Annotated in this window: 19 protein-coding genes; 17 read left to right on the top strand and 2 right to left on the bottom strand. The window is 48.2% G+C overall.

Annotated elements, in window-relative coordinates; genetic code table 11:
- Nucleotides 1–891, top strand: coding sequence for a 1-aminocyclopropane-1-carboxylate deaminase/D-cysteine desulfhydrase (locus tag AB4875_RS12375; protein WP_368376368.1), 891 nt, complete (start codon nt 1–3; stop codon nt 889–891).
- Here AB4875_RS12375 and AB4875_RS12370 read toward each other — a convergent pair.
- The gene (locus AB4875_RS12370) at nt 888–1,751 is read right to left on the bottom strand and encodes a DUF1853 family protein (RefSeq protein WP_368376367.1); all 864 of its coding nucleotides are present in this window, start codon (nt 1,749–1,751) and stop codon (nt 888–890) included. The two genes, AB4875_RS12375 and AB4875_RS12370, sit on opposite strands and share 4 nt — an antisense overlap.
- 180 nt (nt 1,752–1,931) lie before the next feature.
- On the opposite strand from AB4875_RS12370, the gene AB4875_RS12365 reads away from it, so the two are divergent.
- From AB4875_RS12365 to AB4875_RS12330, 8 genes are all read left to right on the top strand, one after another.
- Entirely contained in the window at nt 1,932–2,825 is an 894-nt protein-coding gene (locus tag AB4875_RS12365; RefSeq protein ID WP_368376366.1) for an NAD(+) kinase, read from the top strand.
- On the top strand, nt 2,818–3,669 hold the full coding sequence (locus AB4875_RS12360) for a rhomboid family intramembrane serine protease (protein WP_368376365.1): 852 nt from the start codon (nt 2,818–2,820) through the stop codon (nt 3,667–3,669). The genes AB4875_RS12365 and AB4875_RS12360 overlap by 8 nt, the downstream gene beginning before the upstream one ends.
- A gap of 75 nt (nt 3,670–3,744) precedes the next feature.
- Nucleotides 3,745–4,023: a YeaC family protein gene (locus AB4875_RS12355; RefSeq protein ID WP_368376364.1), complete on the top strand. Its 279-nt coding sequence runs from the start codon at nt 3,745–3,747 to the stop codon at nt 4,021–4,023.
- Between the two features lie 4 nt (nt 4,024–4,027).
- The gene (locus AB4875_RS12350; protein ID WP_368376363.1) at nt 4,028–4,867 is read left to right on the top strand and encodes a DUF2797 domain-containing protein; all 840 of its coding nucleotides are present in this window, start codon (nt 4,028–4,030) and stop codon (nt 4,865–4,867) included.
- Nucleotides 4,868–4,885: 18 nt separating this feature from the next.
- A complete protein-coding gene (gene pepN, locus AB4875_RS12345) occupies nt 4,886–7,549 on the top strand; it encodes an aminopeptidase N (RefSeq protein WP_368376362.1) in 2,664 nt (887 codons plus the stop codon).
- A 225-nt stretch (nt 7,550–7,774) separates the two neighbouring features.
- Nucleotides 7,775–8,431 (top strand): phosphoadenosine phosphosulfate reductase domain-containing protein, encoded by a 657-nt coding sequence (locus AB4875_RS12340; RefSeq protein ID WP_368376361.1) that lies wholly within the window; start codon nt 7,775–7,777, stop codon nt 8,429–8,431.
- Between the two features lie 90 nt (nt 8,432–8,521).
- Nucleotides 8,522–9,547: a quinone-dependent dihydroorotate dehydrogenase gene (locus tag AB4875_RS12335; RefSeq protein ID WP_368376360.1), complete on the top strand. Its 1,026-nt coding sequence runs from the start codon at nt 8,522–8,524 to the stop codon at nt 9,545–9,547.
- The gene (locus AB4875_RS12330; RefSeq protein ID WP_368376359.1) at nt 9,547–10,209 is read left to right on the top strand and encodes a MarC family protein; all 663 of its coding nucleotides are present in this window, start codon (nt 9,547–9,549) and stop codon (nt 10,207–10,209) included. The genes AB4875_RS12335 and AB4875_RS12330 overlap by 1 nt, the downstream gene beginning before the upstream one ends.
- A gap of 16 nt (nt 10,210–10,225) precedes the next feature.
- Here AB4875_RS12330 and AB4875_RS12325 read toward each other — a convergent pair whose 3' ends face one another.
- Nucleotides 10,226–11,068 carry an acetoacetate decarboxylase family protein gene (locus tag AB4875_RS12325; RefSeq protein ID WP_368376358.1) on the bottom strand — a complete coding sequence of 281 codons (843 nt, stop codon included), beginning with the start codon at nt 11,066–11,068 and terminating at the stop codon, nt 10,226–10,228.
- A 210-nt stretch (nt 11,069–11,278) separates the two neighbouring features.
- Here AB4875_RS12325 and AB4875_RS12320 point away from each other — a divergent pair, with 210 nt between their 5' ends.
- From AB4875_RS12320 to AB4875_RS12285, 8 genes are all read left to right on the top strand, one after another.
- Nucleotides 11,279–12,646, top strand: coding sequence for an ABC1 kinase family protein (locus AB4875_RS12320; RefSeq protein ID WP_368376357.1), 1,368 nt, complete (start codon nt 11,279–11,281; stop codon nt 12,644–12,646).
- A gap of 330 nt (nt 12,647–12,976) precedes the next feature.
- Nucleotides 12,977–14,542, top strand: a complete 1,566-nt coding sequence (locus AB4875_RS12315) for a sensor histidine kinase (protein ID WP_368376356.1) — start codon at nt 12,977–12,979, stop codon at nt 14,540–14,542.
- Entirely contained in the window at nt 14,535–15,515 is a 981-nt protein-coding gene (locus tag AB4875_RS12310) for a DUF3369 domain-containing protein (RefSeq protein WP_368376355.1), read from the top strand. The genes AB4875_RS12315 and AB4875_RS12310 overlap by 8 nt, the downstream gene beginning before the upstream one ends.
- Nucleotides 15,515–16,738 (top strand): sensor histidine kinase, encoded by a 1,224-nt coding sequence (locus AB4875_RS12305; protein ID WP_368376354.1) that lies wholly within the window; start codon nt 15,515–15,517, stop codon nt 16,736–16,738. The genes AB4875_RS12310 and AB4875_RS12305 overlap by 1 nt, the downstream gene beginning before the upstream one ends.
- A complete protein-coding gene (locus AB4875_RS12300) occupies nt 16,739–18,412 on the top strand; it encodes an EAL domain-containing protein (protein ID WP_368376353.1) in 1,674 nt (557 codons plus the stop codon). It begins immediately after the preceding gene.
- Nucleotides 18,413–18,498: 86 nt separating this feature from the next.
- Nucleotides 18,499–19,575 (top strand): patatin-like phospholipase family protein, encoded by a 1,077-nt coding sequence (locus tag AB4875_RS12295; RefSeq protein ID WP_368376352.1) that lies wholly within the window; start codon nt 18,499–18,501, stop codon nt 19,573–19,575.
- Nucleotides 19,576–19,676: 101 nt separating this feature from the next.
- The gene (locus AB4875_RS12290) at nt 19,677–20,969 is read left to right on the top strand and encodes a serine hydrolase domain-containing protein (protein WP_368376351.1); all 1,293 of its coding nucleotides are present in this window, start codon (nt 19,677–19,679) and stop codon (nt 20,967–20,969) included.
- A 146-nt stretch (nt 20,970–21,115) separates the two neighbouring features.
- Complete coding sequence (locus tag AB4875_RS12285; RefSeq protein ID WP_368376350.1) at nt 21,116–22,606, top strand: DUF3336 domain-containing protein; 1,491 nt, start codon at nt 21,116–21,118, stop codon at nt 22,604–22,606.
- Nucleotides 22,607–22,624: the final 18 nt, after the last annotated feature.

The following is a 22,624-nucleotide window of genomic DNA, read 5'->3' as shown; positions in this document are numbered from 1 at the left end:
GTGATTCAGTATTTGTACACCTCAACCTGCGGGGTTGCGGTCGATGTGCTTAGATTAGATGCACTCGACAGTCTTGCTCCGGGCAATAAATGGTTTAAGTTGTTGCCAAACATCGTCGCTGCCGAAAACGCCTGCGCTTTCAGCGTGCTCAGTTTTGGCGGCGCATATTCAAACCATTTGCATGCTCTAGCGGCGGTGGGTCGCGCCAAAGGGATCGCAACTATTGGCTGCGTGCGAGCAGATGCGAATTCCCAGCTAACACCAACCTTACAAGATGCCAAAGACTGGGGCATGTCCCTTCATTATTTAAGTCGCAGCGATTATCGTCGCCGTGGCGATACGGTGTTTATCGCTGAGCTGGCAGCTCAATACCCTAATACTTATTTGATTCCCGAGGGCGGCGGTAATGTACTTGGCGCTCAGGGGTGTGGGAATATCGTCGATTTAATTCCAGCCGCGGGTCAAGCCTATGCTGCGGTGGTTCTTGCCTGCGGTACTGGCACAACCTTAGCCGGGGTGGCATCAAAGAGTGCAGACGGGGTAAAAGTAATAGGAATACCGGTATTAAAGGCCGAGAAATTTATGGCCACGGATATTGCTATATTATTGTCAGATTTGGGTGGTGACAGAGGTAATTGGCGGCTGGATCATCGATTTCACGGCGGTGCTTATGCGCGATTACCGCAGCACATGGCGGAATATATGACGGCATTCGAGCGCCGCCAGAATGTCTTGCTTGATCCGGTGTACACCGCCAAAGCGGCGTATGCGGTACAATATATGGTCGACAATAAGGAATTTGACCCGGGCAATCGAGTATTGCTTATTCATACCGGCGGCCTGCAGGGGCGGCGTGGCTTTGGCTTGGATTTGGGCGCGGCAGGTCGCTAGTCTGCCCAGTCGTCAGCGACCAAAAAGCGCCGTTGCTGTTGGGCGTTAATCAGCATGATGGGTTTATGAATCGCCATTTCTAGATGTTTATCTGTCAATAATGTTGCGGTATCGAATTCGGCTCCCAACCAGCTGGGTTTTTCGATATACCGCCAGCTATTTTGTTTGCCAGATTGTGACTGCGCTAATTGGAATGCGCTGGTGCTGAGCCAATCGCCCCGTTGGTGATTGGGGTTGAGGGGCGGGTTCTGGCCGTCCTCGAGATTGGCGTGGAACAAAATGCCACTCACTTGCAGTTCTTGCTCAATATTATCGATGCCCAGTTGCTTAATAACGGCTTGGCCTGCCTCGGTGTGAGCAAGTGGCAATTGGTGTTGGGTGAGCCTGGCAAGTTTGCGGTCTAGGCGGTCGGCGCGATTGGGGCCAAACCATTGATTCAGATCGGGTGCCTTGTGCTTATTGGGAATACCAAGAAAGAATTTCACCGCGAGTTCAAGGTGAATGTGGCGTTTGGATATTCGGCAATAATAAATTAGGTCAAACTCTCCCAGCGTCAGCTTGCCGTCTCGAACGGGGATATTATGGGCGACCAGTTCGGTGTCGGGGTCCTCCAGCAGAAAGAAATGCCATAAGCTTTCAAATACCAATCCTAGCCGCGTGCTGTGACAGTGTTGGTGTAGATACTCTTTAAGAGCGAGATCGTTGGCATCAAGCTTTTGTAACCAGTCAAGACGATAAGCAGTTAATGGTAAGTTCGGGCGGCGGATGGGCGCGATTGGGGCCGCTATTTCGTTAATAAGCGTTTCGCTAAAGCAGCTCCAAGCTAGGGCGCGAACGAGGTGAGACTTAAAATAGGGCAATGTGGCAGCAGTGATGGTCAGGCTCCATAGGTCAGCTTTGACTTTAAGGCAGGTGATCTTCCTAGAAATCTGCGGGTTTTTACTTGCGGCTTAGCGTTGTTATGTCCCAAACTCGCCAATGGCGCCCAACTGGCCCGCGCTTTTAGTACAATGAGCGCCCAATAATCGACAGTAGGTACTATGGAACAGTTTCGCAATATAGGTGTGATAGGGCGCGAAGGCAACGGTGTTGCTGAAACTCTAAGGCGCCTAATTGAATTTCTTCAGGTCCGAGAGTTGGGTGTAGTGCTTGACGAAGCGGTGTCTGAATTACTAGATGATCACGATCTACGGGTGAGTTCACGCCGTATGATTGGCGAGGTCTGTGATCTTATTATTGTTGTTGGTGGTGATGGTAGCCTGCTCGGCGCAGCCAGAACATTGGCTCGCCACAATGCGCCGGTTCTTGGTGTAAACCGCGGACGCCTTGGGTTTTTAACCGACATTTCTCCAGATGAAATAGAAACCCAAGTTGGCGCAGTACTAGATGGCCACTACCGGCTAGAGCAGCGATTTTTACTGGATGTTGAAGTGCTGCGCGACGGCGAACCTGTCGGTCGCGGCGACGCGCTTAATGATGTAGTACTAAACTCCGGTACCTCCGGTCATATGATGGAGTTTGAGTTGTTTGTTGACGGGGAGTTTGTGTATCGCCAACGCTCGGATGGCTTGATTATCGCGACCCCGACCGGTTCAACAGCCTATGCGCTGTCTGCCGGTGGCCCAATAATGCACCCGCGCCTTGATGCGATTGCCATTGTGCCGATGTTTCCACATACCCTCAGCAGCCGCCCGATCGTCATCGACGGAAAAAGTGAAATTAAAATGGTGGTTGGCCGCGGGAATGTGGTTCATCCGCCGGTAACCTGTGACGGTCAGGTGAAAATTACGTCCCAGCCTGGCGATGTTATTTATGTGCGTAAAAAGCCGCATAAATTGCGCTTGGTACATCCCTTGGATCACAGCTTTTATGCAAGCTGCAGAGATAAGTTGGGCTGGGGAACGCATATCGGTAAAGAGGATTCAGATGTCTGAAGTAGTGGGTTTACGCTTGCCCTTAAGTACAGATTTAGCGAGATTTTCTTTATTACTTTGGCAGGATTCAATACCTCACCGTATTGCCGAAGAGCGTGGTATGCAGGTGCTTTGGGTTGGCTCGGAACATCATGCGGCGCAGGTAAAAACACTTTATGAGCGCTTGCAGGCCGGCGATCCAGAACTTGCGGCAGTCACTATTGAGCGCCGTCGTGTGGAGCCTAAGCGAGCTTGGTATCGCCGTTTCTTCAGCGTGCCTGTGGTGGCGATACTACTTGTTTTGAGTTTTCTCGGGGCATTGTTGCCCGCTCTTGATCGCGACTATCAATACTTGCCCTACCTGAGCTTTTATCAACTCTATATTGTTGATGGCACCCTGCGCGGCGATTGGCCGATTGGACAGTTGTGGCGAGTGATTACCCCAGCGTTTTTGCATTTTGGCGTCATGCATATCGTGTTTAATAGTCTTTGGCTGTGGGAGCTGGGGGGTATGATCGAGCGCCGTCAGGGCGCGGTGCGGATACTCGGATTAGTCTTACTCGTCGCTGCGGGATCGAATATTGCGCAGGCCATCAGCAGCGTGTCTTTATTTGGCGGCATGTCTGGTGTGATATACGGCTTATTGGGCTATATCGTGATATGGAATCACTTGCGGCCTACTCAGGCCTTTCCGCTGGCGAAAGGCGTTGCGATAGTGATGGTGGTGTGGCTATTAATTTGTATGGCTGGCTTCACAGAGTTATTGGGTCTTGGTTCAATTGCCAATACAGCCCACGTTAGCGGTTTGTTATTGGGCTTTTTTCTAGGGCTAGCGGCCGCGCTGCTAGATCGCAAACCGATATAAGTTTTGGTATATAATCCGTGGCCGCTGTTCAACGGCGGTGATAGACGGTAGTGAAAGAAGATAGTGAGAGCAGTGATGGATTATGAACAGTTAGTCGACAATATCACCCCGACAATTTACGAGGGGCTCAAGCGCGCGGTAGAAATAGGCAAGTGGCCAGACGGTCGAGCAGTGACGCCTGAGCAGCGCGAGCATTGTATGGCTGGAGTCATTGCCTACGATTTAAAGGCCAATGCAGAAGAAGAACGCGTCGGTTTTATAGACCGTGGCAGCAAAGCTGAGGGTGAAGTCTGTGGTGATGACCACAGTCATGACGAGTCCGACAAAGATCAAGTATTAAAATGGGCGGAATAATTAGATGAGCATATCCGCTCTAGTCGGTCCTGTCGCAAAAATGAAAACCCAGTTGGTCGATGATCTAGCTGTTTATAGCATGCCAATTGGCGATGAGCTGCTTGGCATGAACGCCTTAATTGGCCGTACCTTGCGGATGGAGTTTCGGCAGCAGATTAATTGTGTGCACTGCGGAAGATTGACAAAAAAGAGTTTTAATCAAGGCTATTGTTATCCTTGTTTTCAGCGTTTAGCGCAGTGTGATATTTGTATAATGAGCCCTGAAAAGTGCCACTATTTTGAGGGTACATGCCGGGAGCCGGAATGGGGTGAAAGTCACTGCCTAATCGATCATATTGTATATTTGGCAAACTCTTCAGGTGTCAAAGTGGGTATTACCCGGGGTACCCAGGTGCCCACCCGCTGGATTGATCAAGGTGCGGTAGCCGCGCTGCCAATATTTCGGGTCAGTAATCGTTTGCAGTCCGGTTTGGTTGAGACCTTATATAAATCTCATGTTGCGGATAAGACCAGCTGGCAGGCGATGTTAAAAGGTGAGCCCGACGAAGTGGATTTAGCCGCGCGCCGCGATGAGCTTTTTGAGCTTTGCCAGCCCGGTCTTAAGGAGTTGCAAGAGAACCATGGTCTGCAGGCAATTCAAGCGATTAGTGATATTCCGGTGCAGCATATTCATTTTCCGGTCGAGACCTATCCATTCAAAGTTAAATCATTCAACTTAGATAAAGTGCCGGTAGTTGAAGGCACTTTGATCGGCATAAAGGGTCAGTATCTGATCTTTGACACTGGCGTGATTAATATTCGTAAATACGCCGGATACCATATTGAATTACGCAGTGAATCGTAGAGATTCAGGAGTTGTTTCATGCGCGATGCGCAGCCTAGCACTATCTTTTTAAGCGATTACAGCGTCCCTGACTTTTTAATCGATAGCACCACCTTACGATTTGAGTTGGGGGAAGCTAGCAGTCTCGTGTGCTCAGTTCTTGCGCTCAGGCGTAACCCGGACGCTGCCAGCCAAGATGCGCCATTGCAGCTTCATGGTACCGAACTCGAGCTAGTTTCTTTGAGTATTGATGGCCGCCAGTTAGATGACAGTGAATGGTCGCAGAGCGGAGAGCAGCTGAGCATAGCCAATGTGCCGGCTTCCTTTAGCTTGTGCTGCGAAACCCGTCTTCGACCGCAAGATAACACGTCACTTGAGGGCCTCTATAAGTCTAGTGGTATGTTTTGCACTCAGTGCGAGGCGGAAGGTTTCCGAAAAATAACCTATTACCTCGACCGGCCTGATGTAATGTCGGTGTTTACCGTAGAGATTATTGCTGACCAGTCGCGGTATCCGGTATTGCTGTCTAATGGCAACCTCATTGAGACTGAAAGCTTGGCGGACGGCATTCACAAAACCGTGTGGCACGACCCTTTCCCCAAACCGGCGTATTTGTTCGCCCTGGTTGCTGGCAAGCTTGCGGTGGTAGAAGACCAGTTCCTGACGACAAGTGGGCGCAGTGTCGATCTCAAAATTTATGTTGACGAAAAAGATCTCGATAAATGTGATCACGCCATGTTGTCCCTCAAGAACGCCATGCGCTGGGATGAAGACGTTTACGGGCGCGAATACGACCTCGATATATTTAATATTGTGGCGGTAGACGATTTCAATATGGGCGCGATGGAGAACAAAAGTCTCAATATCTTTAATACGTCTTGCGTACTGGCCAAACAAGAAACCACTACCGACGCCGGATTTCAGCGGGTGGAAGGGGTTGTCGCCCACGAATATTTTCACAACTGGTCTGGCAATCGTGTCACCTGTCGAGATTGGTTTCAGTTGAGTCTTAAGGAAGGCTTCACGGTATTTCGGGACTCGGAATTCTCTTCAGACATGGGCTCGCCAACGGTTAAGCGGGTTGAAGACGTGACCTTATTGCGGACCGCGCAATTTGCCGAAGACGCGGGTCCGATGGCGCACCCGATTCGGCCCGACTCGTTTATAGAAATTTCTAATTTTTATACCGTGACGATCTATGAAAAAGGCTCGGAAGTCGTGCGCATGATTCATACCCTGCTGGGGCCTGAATTATTCCGCAAAGGCAGTGATTTGTATTTTGATCGCCACGATGGTCAGGCAGTGACCTGCGAAGATTTTGTCTTGGCGATGGAAGACGCCAGCGGCATCGATCTTAAACAGTTCCGTCATTGGTATTCCCAAGCGGGTACGCCACGCTTGCACGTCAGCGGCACATACGATGAACAAGCACAAACGTATACATTGGTGGTTAAGCAGTCTTGTCCATCAACGCCCGGTCAGACCGAGAAAGCGCCTTTCCATATTCCCTTGGCGGTGGCGCTAATTGGTGAAGCGGGTCAGCTTGCTCTGCAGTTAACAGACGCGGCGGCTAATATCGAGTCGCCGGATAATACCGAACTGGTGCTCAACGTCACTGAGCCTGAGCAGCGTTTTGTATTTGCAAATATTAAAGAAGAGCCGGTGCCGAGTTTGCTACGAGGGTTTTCTGCGCCGGTAAAACTTGATTTTGATTATAGCGGCGCTCAGTTGTTGCGCCTTATGCGGAGTGACAGTGACGGCTTTTGTCGCTGGGATGCCAGTCAGCAGCTTGGCTTGGTAGAAATTAAACGGGCGATTACGGCCTTAGCGGCGGGTCAGCAGGTCTCGCCTGACTCTGAGTATGTAAGCGCATGTCGCGAGTTGTTGGCAAATACATCGCTCGATGCGGCGATGGTTGCGCTGATGCTGCAGTTGCCCTCAGAAGCTTACTTGGCAGAAATTATTCACCCAGTCGATGTCCATGGCATTCACCATGCCCGCGAAGCTTTGCGCAAAGCCCTGGCAACTGCGCTTAGCGATGAATTTAGTGCCTGTTATTCTCGTTGTGAAAGTGACGAGGCCTATGCGCCAGACGCGGCTCAAATTGCCCGTCGCAGCTTAAAGAATACCGCGCTCTCATATCTGATGTTGTTAGATGATGCACAGTCTATCGCCTTGGCAGTTCGCCAGTACGAGAGCAGTAGCAATATGACTGACCGCCTTGCGGCGCTAACGTATTTAGTAAACAGCACTGCGGCTTACAAGGCAGAGGCATTGCTGCGCTTTTATCAGCAGTGGCAGCATGAACCCTTGGTGATAAATCAGTGGTTTCAGGTGCAGGCCATGTGTCGCTTGCCGGGCACCTTGGAAGTCGTGCAGGGGTTAATGTCGCATCCGGCTTTCGATATTCGCAATCCCAATAAGGTGCGCGCATTGATTGGGGCCTTCTGCGGCCAAAACGGGGTTAATTTCCATCGTGAAGACGGCGCTGGCTACCGTTTTCTAGCAGATCAGGTCTTATTACTTAACCGCAGTAATCCACAAATAGCGTCTCGATTGCTGGTGCCGCTGACTAAGTGGCGTAAATACTTGCCGTCGGCTCAGCAGCTTATGTGCTCAGAATTACAGCGCGTGCTTGCAGATCCAGAGCTGTCTAGTGATGTCTATGAGGTGGTGTCAAAAAGTTTGCAGGACTATCAGTAAAAAGATCTAAGCAGCCTCCAGCTGGGTTTCATTGTAGGTACGACTTGGGGCACACCGCAGTAGCGGTAATGCCTCATCGTTGTGCTTGCTGAACTCGATTTTTCCTGTTTTGTTTGTTTTGTAATAACCGTTAAAATTGTTATAACATTATATGCTTAAGTTATAAGCATCTGATTTTAAAGCTTTTATTCTAATTTCTGAATGCTTTGTGATACAGTTGCGCGCTTGATTAGACTCGAATTGATGAAAATGATGGATCTGGACCTAAAAGCATTAAACGCTGAGCTGCGCCACAAGTCGGCTGCCGATATTATTAAATGGGCAATGTCTCTTGGCGAACCAATGATGGGTTCAACTAGCTTTGCACCGAATGCTGCGGTGATGCTTAAACTCATTACCGATGTGGCGCCAGAAATGCCGGTGGTCTGGGCAGACAGCGGTTACAATGTGCCGGATACGTATCGGGTTGCTGAACAGTTGAAAAAGCTGCTGAACCCCAACTTGAAATTATATATTCCCGAGATCACTGCTGAGCATCGCAATGCCATTATGGGTGGTATCCCTCACCCTGACGATAATCCAGATTTACATAAAGAGTTTACTCGGCAGGTAAAATTGGAGCCGTTTAGTCGCGCGTTTGCCGATTTAGCGCCAAAAATTTGGGTGACGGGTATTCGCAAAGAGGAAACCGCGTTTCGTCAGAATTTAGATATATTGTCGTGGGATGGTCGCGGTATTTTAAAAGTGGCGCCTATTTTTTATTGGACTGAAGCTGATGTGTTGGCGTTTATGGCAGAGCATAAATTGCCCTCGTCTAAGCATTATTTTGATCCAACTAAGGTAGCAGAAAATCGCGAATGCGGCTTGCATACCTCAGCGTAAACTCCTTTGGCCAGCTTTGGCTGGCCTACAAGTCTTCCTCCTTTCCGTCATTTTCGTTATCCTGCCGCCTCTGAGTTAAGGTTTACCGTCATGTATTCTGTCTTGCGTCATATATTGTTTTGTCTGCCCACCGAAACCTCGCATCATCTGTCTTTAGGCTCCGTTTGGTTGTTGCAAAAATTGGGTTTGAGTCGTTTGTTTGCTAAACCAATGGTCTCGTCACCGCTTACCGTGATGGGTATAGAATTTCCTAATGCTGTGGGTTTGGCCGCGGGCTTAGATAAGGACGCCAAGTATATAAATGGCCTGTCGGCTCTAGGATTCGGCTTTATAGAAGTGGGTACGGTAACGCCAAAGGCGCAAGCGGGTAACCCTCAGCCGCGTCTGTTTCGCTTGCCGGAAGCGGAAGCGATCATCAATCGTATGGGGTTTAATAATCTAGGGCTTGAACATCTACTTGAGCAGGTTAAGGCTAGCGGATTTAAGGGTGTACTTGGCATTAATATTGGCAAGAACAAGGACACCCCGGCTGAGCATGCAGTTGACGATTATTTGATAGGTTTACGCGCAGTTTATTCCTTCGCCAGTTATGTCACCGTGAATTTGTCCTCTCCAAATACACCGGGTTTACGGGATCTACAGTTTGGCCAGCCCTTGATTGATTTACTCGGCGCGCTTAAAAAAGCCCAGTTAGAGCTGGCTGAAAAATATGGTCGCTATGTTCCTATGGCGGTGAAAATTGCGCCGGATATGGCGGAAGATGATATTCGTCGCGTTGCCGAGGTGTTTGTGGAGCAGGGCATAGATGGTGTGATCGCCACTAATACTACGATTGCGCGGGATGCCGTAGCTGGGCTTCGCCACGGTGACGAGGTGGGCGGTTTGAGCGGCCTACCGGTTCGAGATAGTTCGACCACGGTTATTCGAATTTTGGCAGACGCACTAAACGGTCGCTTGCCTATTATTGGGGTGGGCGGTATTAGCGATGGTGAATCCGCGGTGGACAAAATTGCAGCCGGGGCGTCGCTAGTACAAATATATACTGGCTTTATTTACCGGGGTCCGGCACTTATTGCTGAAGCCGCTAGTGCGATCGCAAATATAGAGGCCGCTTAGTGGCTATTGATACCGCCTTAGTAGAAGCATTCACTGTCGCGTTTGCCACCTTCTTTGCGACCATCGGTCCGATTGACGTGGCGGCTATGTTTGCGGCATTGACCAGTGGCTTGTCTGCAAAAAAACGTCGCCGTACGGCCGTGCGTGGAGTGTTAATTGCCGGAGCTATTTTATTGGCATTTGCACTGTTGGGTGAATTTATACTCAATGCTATGGGTATCTCACTTGCGGCCTTGAGAGCGGCGGGTGGGGTTTTGCTGTTGTTAATCGGAATTGAATTGGTGACAGTGAAGGGTAGTGGCGCGACCACAACCACCCTTGAAGAAGATCAAGAAGCAGAGGCGCGTAGCGATATTGCGGTGTTCCCGCTAGCTACACCGCTGATTGCTGGGCCGGGGGCGATAGGCGCGGTGATCTTATTGATGGCTCATGCCGATGGTGATCTTTTGGAGCAAACGGCGGTCGTCATCTCCCTGGTATTCGTACTGGCGATGACACTATTGTCATTACTACTCGCGAGCCGCTTACAGAATTGGCTGGGGGTTACTGGCATGCATATGATTAGCCGGGTCTTTGGTGTGCTGCTGTGCGCTCTGGCGATGCAGTTTTTGTTTGACGGCATCGCGCAGAGCGGTTTGTTATCAACAGTGGCGGCACGCTAAAGGCCTACGATTAGCGTTAGCTTGTGAAAGGGCTGCCAATTGCCACCGCTTCGGGCGCATCAAAATGCATTTTCGCCTGGCGGATAGATATCGTGCACATTGGTTTTTTTGGCAATCCCAGCGCCCTGAGTTGCAAGGCTAAGGGGTGATGCTCACCAATTTTAGGTGGACTGCCACCTAATTTAAAGGTGAGGCCTTCACCTTCTGTTATACCTATAGTCTTCCATGCTAGATTGTCACGAATGGCTAACGACGGAGCTGCTTGCGGCTTAGCGCTGGTTTTGGCACCTGTTGCGGCATCGATGGCAAACACTAGCTCACCGTCATCACTGAATTTTGCCGACGCGGTTTTCTCTCCAAATTGGATGTCGACATCAGTCACCCATTTTGGAAACCCCCAAATAAAGCGACCGGCATGGGTGGTAAATCCCTGATTTACCGGCATACGGTACACATAGTTGCCCGGTGAGCCTTTGAACATGCGCCAAATGGTACCAATAACCGGCAGCGGTTTTGGTTCCCCAGGGGTGGTGACCGGAAATACAATCGCTGCTTCGTTGTAGTCACCAAGGTCATTTTGCTGATAGTCGACACCAAGTAACTGCATCAGCGCCTTGCCTGGCCATATTTCAACAACCTTAAAGCCACTGGCGGCGATCAATTGCTGTGCTTTTTTGGCATCAACCACAAAAACATTCATCAACATCGCTGCGGCACCGACCTTGACTGGCAGGGTGATTTCTTGGCCAGCGATGAGGTAGGTTTGCGAATTAACTTTAGAGCAGTGCTCATTGGTAATTTCTTTGCCGCTAGCGCTCGGAACGGGCGCTTCCTGACATATAATCGCGGTATTGTGCATGAAGGATTTTCTCCTTGTTATTATGTATGGCTCAAAAGCAGTAGGTGGTAATGATAGTGTAACCTAGCGATGACGCAAGGCTGATTACAATGGCGTAACTTCTGCTGTATGAGTGCTGCGTGAGTGTTGTCTTAACGGATTTAGCGTTAATATCACTGCAGGCTAAAACAGGGTGGCGAGCTCTATCCGAAATTAAGGGAATAAAGAATTATGACTAGAAAACTATCTGTTCGTGTAAAGGACAGCATTCTGCTCGCTGCGTCTAAGGGGCTTGGTCTCAATGCGGTGGCAGATACCTCCGGCCGTAGAATTAGTATGGCAGAATTCGGTGTGAGAGGGTCTTGGCGGGCTTTGCAAACGACGTTTGCTATGTCTCCTCATGCGCTGAAATGCCTATTGCAAAGACGCAAGCCTACGCCAGTAGAACTGCGAGAGTTATTCGAGTCCTTGGGCGCCACGTATATCAAATTTGGACAGTTTATTGCTAGTTCGCCGTCTATATTCCCTAAAGAGTACGTGGATGAGTTTCAGCATTGCTTAGATCAAACACCATCGCTGCCATTTAGCAAAATTCGCCGCATTGTAGAGCAGGATCTCGGTCAGCCGATTTCGGCAGTGTTTTCTGAGTTTAACGAAACCGCGCTGGCGTCAGCGTCGATTGCTCAGGTTCATGCTGCCAAGTTACTGTCTGGCGAAGATGTGGTTGTAAAGGTGCAGAAACCTGGCGTTCAAGCTATTTTGACCACCGACATGAACGCTGTTTATCTGTTGATCCGGCTTTTTGAGCTCATTCTGCCTAATACAGATAAAGATGCGGTTGCCGGGCTGGTCGAAGAAATGTACCAGTCCATGATCGACGAGTGTGATTTCTTTAAAGAAGCTGAGAATCTTCGTCTGTTTAGAAAATTCCTAAGTGATAGCGGCAATGACGTGGTTTTAGCCCCTAAACCCTATCACAGTGCCTCCGGCGGTAAGGTGCTCACAATGGAGCGTTTTTACGGGGTGGCGCTGACTAATGAGGTTGCGATGGCGAAGGGCGCGTTTGACCCCGCGAGTAGCTTGTTTAATGCCCTAAACACTTGGTTTGCAAGCCTGACTCAGTGCCCCTTCTTTCATGCCGATTTACATAGCGGAAATCTGCTGATCCTAGCCGACGGTAAGGTTGGGTTTATTGATTTTGGTATGGTGGGTCGAATTCAGCCAGAGGCGTGGCAAGCCATTTTTAGTTTGTTTATGGCAATCAGTGAAGAAAACTATCAGTTGATGGCAGAATCCATGGTGAGTGTCGGTATTACCCGCGACAAGGTCGATGTTGAGTCGCTTACCCTCGATATTCAGAAATTATTCGAAGGCTTAAATGCCTTAGATCCACAGAAAGTGCTTGAGAATCGCACCGGTGATGGTATTAATTCTTTGCTTAGCGAGCTTGGTGAGATAGCCAGAAAGTACGGGATTCGCTTCCCGAGGGCCTTTACCATGTTGCTCAAGCAATTTTTGTACTTTGACCGCTATATGGACTTATTGGCCCCAGGTGCGGATATTTTTCAGGATGACCGGGTCGATTTCTACCTAAATTAAACCAGGTTAGGCTTAATCCAAGTCCACGAGACGTCTGCAGCGTCAAAAGTGGCTGATGCCTCTTCGGCATTAGCCACTTTCCTTCCAACTGAGAGCAGTCATAAGCGGCTGACGGTCTCTTTCCTTCTCTTTATATACCACTTGCTGGCAAAGTCGCGGCAGAGTGGTGCTTTCAGTAAGTAGATCACACTATTCATTCTGTAGGCATATTGCCTGTAGAGTTGTGGCATAGGGGTTTCGCAACTACAGTAGCTGTAAATCGAGATTAACGGAGTAAATGCTGATACTTTTTAGTAGGGGCATGAAATATGGCGACATGGAAATGCTCTTGTGTTGAAGCAATCTACTAACGCGATGCCCTTTATGGCGCTCTTCGCTGCAAATACGCTAGTGTGTTTTGTACTGATGTTTATGATGACGGCGTATTTTGTATCTAATAGCGGTAGTGGTGATCACAGCTACAGCAATGTTGGTGTTCTAATTGGAAAGCTAATGCGTGCGTCTAATAGTGAAGCCGAGGTCGTCAAGGTGATTTCGTCCTTGGCGCTCGATAATGATATTGGCGCAGTGTGTCTATATGCGGGCGGTTCCAGCTCATTCACTTTGCTGGCGCAAAGCCAGTACGCTGCTAGGGACATTGCGTGCGATGCTGAGCTTGGGGCTGGGAATCAAGGCGGAATATTGGTTCTTGAAGAAACGATAGATTGGCGTGCTGTAGACGGAGAGGTGGCCTCATTTAAATTGATCATTAAACCTCGTCATGAAGGGGTGTCGCCGTATCTACTTATGACTATGTGGGGCACATTGTTATTGGTTTTGTGCCTATTGTGGGCGTGGTGGCTCTCCACCCGCGCGTCGCGGAGGATGATGGCACCTGTCTACCGTCTACTTGATGTGATGAAAATGGTAACGGAAAGTAGAGATTATTCGATACGTGCTGATGTCATAAGCCATGATGCATTTGGCGCTCTGTCAGAAAATTTTAACGCCATGATTGCAGATGTCGAAAGTCGAAATCATGAGATTGTCACCGCGCGCGGTGAACTTGAAGTCAGAGTGCGGGAAGTAGATATAAGTAATCGTGAGCTAAGTAATGCCTTGCTGCGCTTAAAATCTACCCAGCAGAAGTTAATCAGCAATGAAAAAATGGCTTTGCTAGGTGGTCTGGTCGCTGGTGTGGCCCATGAGATAAATACCCCTGTAGGTATTGGTGTTACCGCAGCGTCTACCTTGCTAGAAAGTACCAATAGTGTCAGCAAGAAATACGCGCAGGGTCAGCTGACAAATTCCGCGCTACTACAGTATATAAAACATGCGACAGCCGCAGCAGACATTATTCTGGGGAATTTGCATCGTGCTGCAAGTCTTATTCAGAGCTTTAAGCAGGTCGCCGTTGATCAGAGTGCTAGTGATGTCCGTACATTTGATTTAAAAGAGTATTTGAGTCAAGTCTTGTTGAGTCTGCGGCCACAGCTTCGTAAAACTAATTTAAAGTGTGAGTTTGACTGCCCTAGCGATCTAGAAATTCGCTCTTACCCCGGCGCATTATCGCAGATAGTGACTAATTTTGTTATGAATGCAATTGTTCATGCCTTTGAAAAAGATGATGAGGGCACATTATTGCTTCAGGTTAGCGAATGTGAGCATGACGTTATTTGTATCCGCTTCAGTGATGATGGTCGAGGTATTTCGCCGGAAAATCTTACTCGAGTTTGGGACCCTTTTTTCACCACTAATCGCAGTGGCGGCGGGAGCGGCTTAGGACTTCATATTGTCTATAACCTCGTTACGCAAAAGCTTTTCGGCAATATAGAAATTGAAAGTACAGAGGGGGAAGGCACAATAATTAGCCTCTTCTTAGGGAAAGATGTTGGCGAGGTAAGGTCTTATGAATAATTCAAAGGAGCATGAAGTGGTATCAGACCCGGATACATTGAGCCTTGCAGAAGAACCTACTGAGGGTCTTGTTGGTGCGGGCGCTAAGCCTTGGAAGTTGCTTATCGTCGATGATGAACAGGTGGTGCACACGGTAACTCACCTTGCGCTAGACAGTTTTAATCTCGGTGGCCGGGGCTTGGAGTTTTTAAGCGCATATTCGGCTGCGGAAGCGCGCCAAGTATTGCATGCGAACCCTGATGTCGCGGTGATACTGCTCGATGTCGTTATGGAAACAGATCGAGCGGGCCTAGATCTGGTTCATTATATTCGCCGTGAGCTAAATAATAGGATGGTACGTATAGTGTTACGCACCGGTCAGTCGGGGCAATCACCCGAACAAGAGGTTATTACTCAGTACGATATCAATGACTATAAAGAGAAGACTGAGCTGACTCGGCAGAAGTTATTCTCTACTGTATACACAAGCCTTCGCTCGTATGGTGACATATTTGCGCTGGAAGAAAACCGAAAAGGTTTGATGAAGGTGATCTCAGCCTCTGCAACAATATTTGAAACCAGAGACATATCACAGTTCTTCGAAGGTGTTCTAGAGCAGCTAACGGCACTGCTGTATCTAAATAGTGACGCTGTTCTTATTAACGCCTCGGCTATGCTTGCCCATCCAGAGGTCGAGCGCTTGCAGATAATGGCAGGTACTGGCAAGTTTAAAAATTACATCGGTGAGGTTAATCTAGACTCTTTTGAAGAGTCTGTTGTTGAGCGGATACGTTATGTGTTGACATGCAAGAAAAGTAATTACGGAGATAATTATTGGGTAAGCTACTACATTACAAAGTCGGGTCTTGAACAATTGTTGTATGTTTCGGCCAAGGATGTTTTCTCAGTGCCAGATATTCAGATGATTGAGCTTTTTGTTAAAAATGTCGCTATTGCGCATGAAACGATCGCTCTATTAGAAGGCGACGGATAATGACAGATACTTATAAGAAGGCCCAGAATAAAATGGCTGACAACGACGATTTAATTCTCGCAACTGAGCATAATATTATGCTGGATCAGAGTGCCACTTCGGAGAACAATACTTGGAAAATTCTCATTGTTGATGATGAAGAAGAAATTCATGTTGTCACTCGTTTGGCCTTACATGATTTTAGCTTTGGCGGCCGGCATCTTGAGTTTGTGAGTGCCTATTCTGGACAGCAGGCGCGTAAATTAATTCACGAGAATCCGGACACTGCAATTATTCTCCTTGATGTGGTTATGGAGACCGATGACGCAGGTTTAGAAGTGGCGCGATATATTCGGCAGGAGCTAGGAAATCACTTTGTTAGAATTATTTTGCGTACTGGTCAGCCTGGTTTAGCGCCAGAGCGTCGTGTTTTAAAAGTTTATGATATTAACGATTATCGAGCGAAAACCGAGTTAACCCAAGATCGTTTATTCTCGGTTATATATACCGCCTTGTCATCTTATCGTGACCTAATTGCCCTCGCTAGAAACCGCCATCAGCTTATTGGTTTGGTTAATGAGATTGAGCAGTTGTCACATTTGGCGGCAAGAGATTTACAGATGCCATTGAATAATGTGGTATCGACAATGCGCAGAGTCGGAGGGCAAGCTCAGGATATTTCTCCTCCTGGCTTGGCAGAGGATTTGTTGGACGTAAGAGAGAATGTTTACGCAATGCAGTCGGCCTTGAATAAGCTGGTTGCACTTACTTCCGTAGGTCGGTTTAACGAAAGTAGAGAGCTGGTCGATTGCAATGCGATCGTTAGCGATGTCTTAATAGACCTTGATAATATATTTCAATCCAGCCATGCCAACTTGCATTGCGAAACCTTACCAACGGTATTTGCATGTCGTCGCCAACTGATGCAGTTGTTTAAAAACCTCATTAGTAATGCTATTCGTTTTACCGAAGGTCGAGAGCCAGAGATTTACATTAATGCGATGACACATGAGAGAAACTGGTTGTTTTCGGTAAGTGATACCGGCGTTGGTATTCGGCCCGAAAATCATAGCGGCTTGTTTAATCTTTTTCACCGCGATCACAGCGATGGTGCGGCCGGAGATTCTGGTGTTGGTTTAGCGATATGTGAAAAAATTGTCCGCTGGCATGGCGGCAAGATATGGTTGGAATCTGAGCTCGGAAAAGGATCTACATTCTATTTTACTATTCCCTTGGCAGAGTAAATGAGAGAATTTTCTGAGATGGCTGTGATTAATTCAAGCTGGATATTAAACAGTCTTGGTCAATATCTTATATGTGTGGATTTTTGCGGACGTGTAAGCTACGCAAATGAGGCCGCCATTGATCTGAGCCAGTATGAATATAGTCATGGCGTCCCGCTTGGTGATTTCCTGCCCTTCATTGTGATAGATGGAGAAACGTTATTTGCAGAGCTTCTTCGGGGTAGTGAAAGTGATATTACGGCTTGCAGAGTGCTACTGCCACACACCAAAGATCATCAATATTTAATTTCAGTAAGTAAGGTTTGTAACGACGATGGGGCAGTGGTTGGACGCTGCTTGTCGGTGGTTGACGATAATATGTCACCAGTGCACTACGGTGATGGTGAGAGTCACTTAGATCCCTTGACCGAATTAATGGGGCGACAAGAATTTGAGCGCCGGCTTGAAAATTTGGTCAATGATGCGTCCACCAGTTCTAGAACCCACGCCTTGCTTTATATTGATATTGATCAGTTTAAATTGATCAATGATACCAGTGGTCATGGCGCCGGCGATAATTTGATAAAGACCATTGCTGAATGCCTCGGCCATGAGCTTTTTATTGGTGACATGCTTTGCCGTTTAGGTGGTGATGAGTTTGGTGTGCTGCTCAGTAATATGGATACCTTTGAAGCGTGCTCGATTGCTAACCGCTTAATAAAGGCGGTTAAGCGTATGCCGTTTGTCTGGAGTGGTATTTCACACCGCGCCTCCATTAGTGTTGGTGTGGTATTGATTGATGAGCACGCTCAGGACCGCGATAGCGTGATGAGTCAAGCGGACGTGGCAATGTACTCGGCAAAGGAAAACGGCCGAGGACGAGTCCATGTATATGACAAGAGCGATAAAAAGCTTAGCCGCTTACACGATGATATGGATTGGGTGCACCGTATTAATAAGGCGCTGGCGGCAGATGACTTTAGTTTGGTGAGCGAGCGAATATTGCCGCTTGTCGACGAATCAAATCGCACCACAATGTTTAACGAAATTCTGGTGCGCATGCACTACAACGGCGAGTTACTTAGGCCTGGGCAGTTTATGCCTGCCGCTGAGCGATTCGGACTTATGCCACAAATTGATCGCTGGGTGATTAAGAATGTTTTCGATTACTTGCAGCGAAATTCTGAACTGAATTCTCGTGACGTTATGTATTCTGTCAATATTTCTGGTCAGTCTTTGTGCCAGGAATCATTTTTAGATTTTGTATATCGTGGTCTCCGCAGGGGAAATATCAATCCGAAAATCATTTGCTTTGAAATTACCGAAACGGTGGCAATTACTAATTTTTCGGTGGTGACTCGCTTTATTCACCGCGTTCATGAGTTGGGCGGAAAGTTTGCGCTTGATGATTTTGGTACTGGCATGTCATCCTTTGGTTACTTGCAAGAGCTCCCGGTAGACTTTGTGAAGATCGATGGATTATTTGTGCATGATATGGACAAAAATCCAGTGCATGAGGCGATGGTGCGTTCCATTAATGACATTAGTCATGTGCTTGGTAAGCGGACGATAGCAGAGTTTGTTGAGCGCCAGGTTGTGTTGGAGCAATTGAGGGCAATGGGTGTGGATTATGCGCAGGGCTATTTACATGGATACCCAACTGAATTAGTAGATATAGTCGGTGGCGGTGTTTAAGGCTGCTGTAGTGTTAATGATGGTCCTTTAAATTTGTCGCTGGCGCGGTTAGGCTGAGTCTTGTCGTAGACTTGGGCTAATGTGTTATGGCGGTGATGGATATCCGCGCGGGAAGCCGTGCCTACCAACATATTTTGAATAATGGTTTATATCCTGCAGATGTTGCAGCGATGGCTGGCGCAGCGGGCGGCCCGAAATGGCTGGTGTTGGCGGCCCTCGACAAATTCCTTTTTAGTGACTGGTTTGAAGATCGCAAGGCTTGTTTGCCGCTGGTCGGGGCGTCTGCGGGGAGCTGGCGGTTTGCAGCGCTAAGTTGTGCAGACCCGGTGGCCAGTGTAGATATCCTGCAAGAGGCCTATATCACTCAGTGTTACGATCTTAAGGCGAGTCCATTAGACGTTAGCCTCGGTGCCAAAGCGGTGTTGGATGCGTTTATAGATGACCGTAGCGCCGCCGACATTGTCGGTCACCACTGGGCAAAGCCATATATTATTGTTGCGCGTAGCAAGGGTCTGCTAGCTAGCGATTCATCCGCGGTGTTGGGCTTAGGCTTCGCTGGCGCACTCGCGTTAAATACGCTATCCCGACCGCTACTGACTTCCGTGTTGCAGCGGGTGGTTTTTTCGCCAGATCAGCCCTCAAGGACTATTTTGGGGCAGCGGGAGTTCCCCGATTTTTCCACCGTGTTTCACCCGCTTACAGCGCAGAACCTAAAGTCGGCGCTGCTGGCCAGCGGCTCGATTCCCTTTGTTATGCAAGCGATACACTCGATTCCTGCTTGCCCGTCAGCAAGCTACCGTGACGGTGGGTTAATTGATTATCATATCGATCTACCGTTGGCGGCCTCATCGGCTGGTGGCATTGTATTAATGCCGCATTTCAGCCATCGCATTATTCCTGGTTGGCTGGATAAATTCGTGCCATGGCGTCGCAGTCGTCATGCAGATAATGTTTTGCTGCTATCGCCTAGTTCGACTTGGATTGACCGCTTGCGAGATCGGAAGATTCCCGATCGTCGAGATTTTCATCGCTATGGTACTGATAATGCCGGGCGCATTCGCGCTTGGCGAGAAGCGGCAGCTGCGGCAGAAGAACTGGCTGATTTCTTTGCGGAGCGGCTGCATCGCCAAGATTGGGAGCGACATTTACGCCGCATTCAGTGATGGTGTGGCCCCGAAGGATAGTCGGCGATGTCATTTGTGTTATGGAGTGCAGCTGCCGCTCGTGCTATAAGTTTCGGCTGATTTTATTGAAGAGTGTCTCTATGTGGCTTAAACAGCAATATCGTAGTTGTCGGAATTTGGCATTTCGGGGTATTTCAGTTCCAGATGACCTAGCTGGCTTATCTGATATTGACCCCCATGAAGTGTCTGCTTCTGAGCAGGGTATTGCGCAGCAAGATATCGATGCACTGTGGGGCCACGCAGAGTCAATCTTTGAGTCGGGTATGCATCCGATGGTGAGTATGTGTGTTCGGCGCGGCGGTGATGTGTTGTTGAATCGCGCCATAGGCTATGCCGATGGAGCAACTCATACCCAGCCGCGCTTAGCTTCATTGGAAACCCCAGTCTGTCTGTTTTCGGCGTCCAAGGCCGTTTCGGCAATGCTGATTCACAAGTTGGCAGAAGATGGCCTAATTGATCTGCTCAACCCGATTAGTCACTATATTCCAGCATTTGCGGTTGAAGGTAAGGCGCAAATTACGGTGCATCAACTATTAAGTCACCGCGCCGGTGTACCCGGAATTCCAGATGATGTACCGATAGACCTGTTGTTCGATCATAGCGCCGCTCTTGAGCTGGTTTGTAAGCAACCAGGTTTGCACAAGGATGGGCGCGTGTTGGCCTATCATGCAATTACTGGCGGCTTTATTCAGGCTGAGTTGATCCGCGTGGTCACTGGCAAGACCTTAAACGAGTATTTAGACGAAGTTATCCGTAAGCCGATGGGGATGAAGTATTTCCGCTACGGTTTAGACTCAAAAGATCACGCCGAGGTGGCTCGAAATTATTCCACGGGCCTGCCAAATCTTGCAGTGGTGGATCGGCAGCTAGTTAAAATTTTAGGCGTTAGTGTTTCAGAGGTTGTGGATATCTCTAATACCGACGCGTTTTTAAGCGCGGAGATCGCCTCAGCTAATTTATACTCCACGGCAGAGGAGGCGAGTCGCTTCTTTCAAATGTTGTTGCAGGGTGGTGAGTGGCAGGGGAAGAGAATCTTTACGCCATTAACTGTTAATCGTGCGGTGCGTGAGATGGGCAAGCCGCAGTTTGATCGCTCCCTAGTGATGCCAATGCGCTACAGTGCGGGGATGATGCTTGGTATGAATCCGGTAGGCTTATATGGCCCCAAAACCCATTATGCTTTCGGCCATTTAGGCTTTTCGAATATCATATGTTGGGCCGATCCAGAGAGGGATATAGCGGTTTCCATTCTCACCACAGGCAAGCCGGTTATTGGGAATCATCTTTTGAGTTTTGCTAAATTACTTAATGGAATAAGCTCGACATTAAAGCCCTGTGTCGATATGGAGTATATTTACAGCCAAGTTCTGTGATCTTCAGGCAAAGTCGCTTCTATGGATGCCATGCTATAAACTTGTGATAAATGCTTATGGTCAGCACCATATTGATTCGTTAGAGTAGGGTTGAACGTTCTAACATTATACTTAATATCTTGTCAGAATGACGAATAGGTTGAATTGTGAAAAAACTTGAAAACAAATTGCAGCTCGCCAGCAGCTTTGAGGAATGGAAGGCTTTGGCGAAAGAGCATGATCGTTGTTCTGGTAGGGAACACTGGAAAAAGATCGATAAAACCAGTCTTTATGATTATGCGTCGATTCGTTCGCGCTTAGAGCGATTGCGTTATTTTCGTGATAATAATGACGATATTGGTTTGTTGTTTTCCCTCAATGAGGGGATTCACGGCAATATGGGGGGTATGGGTAAGCCGGTACTCTACGCTCGGGCTAAGTTTGGCACCAAACAGCTTGTGCATGATTATGTTGACGGTATTCATGACGCACTCGACCATTTGGCTCAGTTAGATTCTGAATCTCCCAACTTTCTTGAGCGCTTAGATTTCTTTCGTCGCGCCAGTAAGTGCTATGGCAAGTCAGCGTTAATGCTTAGTGGTGGTGCGGTGCTGGGCAACTTTCACATTGGTGTGGTTAAAGCATTGGTTGAGCAAGATTTATTGCCGGATGTTATTTCCGGGGCCAGTGCGGGTTCTATGATTGCCGGTGTACTCGGTACGCTGACTGATGATGAGCTGCAAGACTTTCTGAATCCAGATAATCTCGGGAAATTGTTGCTGGCAGAAGTTGAGCTTGCCAACGGTCGCATGTCTACGTCATCTCCTCGTATCAATCACCAGTCTTTAAAAGAGAAAATTGCCAAACTTATTCCAGATATTACCTTTCAAGAAGCATTTGAGAGAACTGGGCGACATATTAATATTTCAATTTCGCCTTCTGATGTTCACCAGACTTCGCGTCTTCTAAATGCGATTGCGTCTCCTAATGTTTATATTCGCAAAGCGGTGTTAGCCTCATGTGCGGTGCCTGGTATTTATCCGCCAGTGATGCTTGAGGCAAAAAATGTTCACGGTCATCCGCAGCCTTACTTAGCTACTCGACGCTGGATAGACGGTTCTGTAAGTGACGATCTTCCTGCGAAGCGATTGAGTCGGCTGTATGGCGTGAATCACTTTATTGTCAGCCAAACAAATCCGATTGTTCTATGGGCGGTGCGAGATACTGCAATGGATAATAGCGGTCTAGGTAATGCAATTCGCCAGCTCGGTGGTCGCAGTATTAAAGAGCTCTCTAAAATTGGCAATAATGTGGCGCGGAAGTACTTCAAAAATTCGCCGCGAATCCGGCGAGTAACTAATATTGTTTACTCGGTTATTAATCAGGAATACACCGGTGATATTAATATTATTCCACGTTATCGTTTTTTCGACCCAAGAAAGTTACTTACTGAACTGACGCCTGATGAATTGCAGTATTTTATTACGGAAGGTGAGCGTGCGACATGGCCGAAAATCGAGATGATTAGGGCGAGCACCACCATTAGCCGCAAGCTGGCCGAAATATTAGAAACCTATGAGGCGGAGGAACTTAGCCGCTTATCAAAAAGCCATCATCATCTTGGTGCGGAAATGCCTAGGAGTTCTTTGCGCGCATAGGCGCTTGGTTTTGGGGCA

The sequence above is a fragment of the Zhongshania sp. R06B22 genome (assembly GCF_040892595.1).
GTDB classification, from domain to species: Bacteria; Pseudomonadota; Gammaproteobacteria; order Pseudomonadales; family Spongiibacteraceae; genus Spongiibacter; species Spongiibacter arctica.
The sequence above is the reverse complement of the archived record's forward strand: the minus strand, read 5'-3'. Positions and strand labels throughout refer to the sequence as shown.

What these genes read in the sequence shown, in the direction of transcription:
- AB4875_RS12365 (WP_368376366.1), top strand. Translation starts at nt 1,932, where the DNA reads ATGGAACAGTTTCGCAATATAGGTGTGATAGGGCGCGAAGGCAACGGT.
- AB4875_RS12360 (WP_368376365.1), top strand. Translation starts at nt 2,818, where the DNA reads ATGTCTGAAGTAGTGGGTTTACGCTTGCCCTTAAGTACAGATTTAGCG.
- AB4875_RS12355 (WP_368376364.1), top strand. Translation starts at nt 3,745, where the DNA reads ATGGATTATGAACAGTTAGTCGACAATATCACCCCGACAATTTACGAG.
- AB4875_RS12350 (WP_368376363.1), top strand. Translation starts at nt 4,028, where the DNA reads ATGAGCATATCCGCTCTAGTCGGTCCTGTCGCAAAAATGAAAACCCAG.
- pepN (WP_368376362.1), top strand. Translation starts at nt 4,886, where the DNA reads ATGCGCGATGCGCAGCCTAGCACTATCTTTTTAAGCGATTACAGCGTC.
- AB4875_RS12335 (WP_368376360.1), top strand. Translation starts at nt 8,522, where the DNA reads ATGTATTCTGTCTTGCGTCATATATTGTTTTGTCTGCCCACCGAAACC.
- AB4875_RS12325 (WP_368376358.1), bottom strand. Translation starts at nt 11,068, where the DNA reads ATGCACAATACCGCGATTATATGTCAGGAAGCGCCCGTTCCGAGCGCT.
- AB4875_RS12320 (WP_368376357.1), top strand. Translation starts at nt 11,279, where the DNA reads ATGACTAGAAAACTATCTGTTCGTGTAAAGGACAGCATTCTGCTCGCT.
- AB4875_RS12310 (WP_368376355.1), top strand. Translation starts at nt 14,535, where the DNA reads ATGAATAATTCAAAGGAGCATGAAGTGGTATCAGACCCGGATACATTG.
- AB4875_RS12305 (WP_368376354.1), top strand. Translation starts at nt 15,515, where the DNA reads ATGACAGATACTTATAAGAAGGCCCAGAATAAAATGGCTGACAACGAC.
- AB4875_RS12300 (WP_368376353.1), top strand. Translation starts at nt 16,739, where the DNA reads ATGAGAGAATTTTCTGAGATGGCTGTGATTAATTCAAGCTGGATATTA.
- AB4875_RS12295 (WP_368376352.1), top strand. Translation starts at nt 18,499, where the DNA reads ATGGCGGTGATGGATATCCGCGCGGGAAGCCGTGCCTACCAACATATT.
- AB4875_RS12290 (WP_368376351.1), top strand. Translation starts at nt 19,677, where the DNA reads ATGTGGCTTAAACAGCAATATCGTAGTTGTCGGAATTTGGCATTTCGG.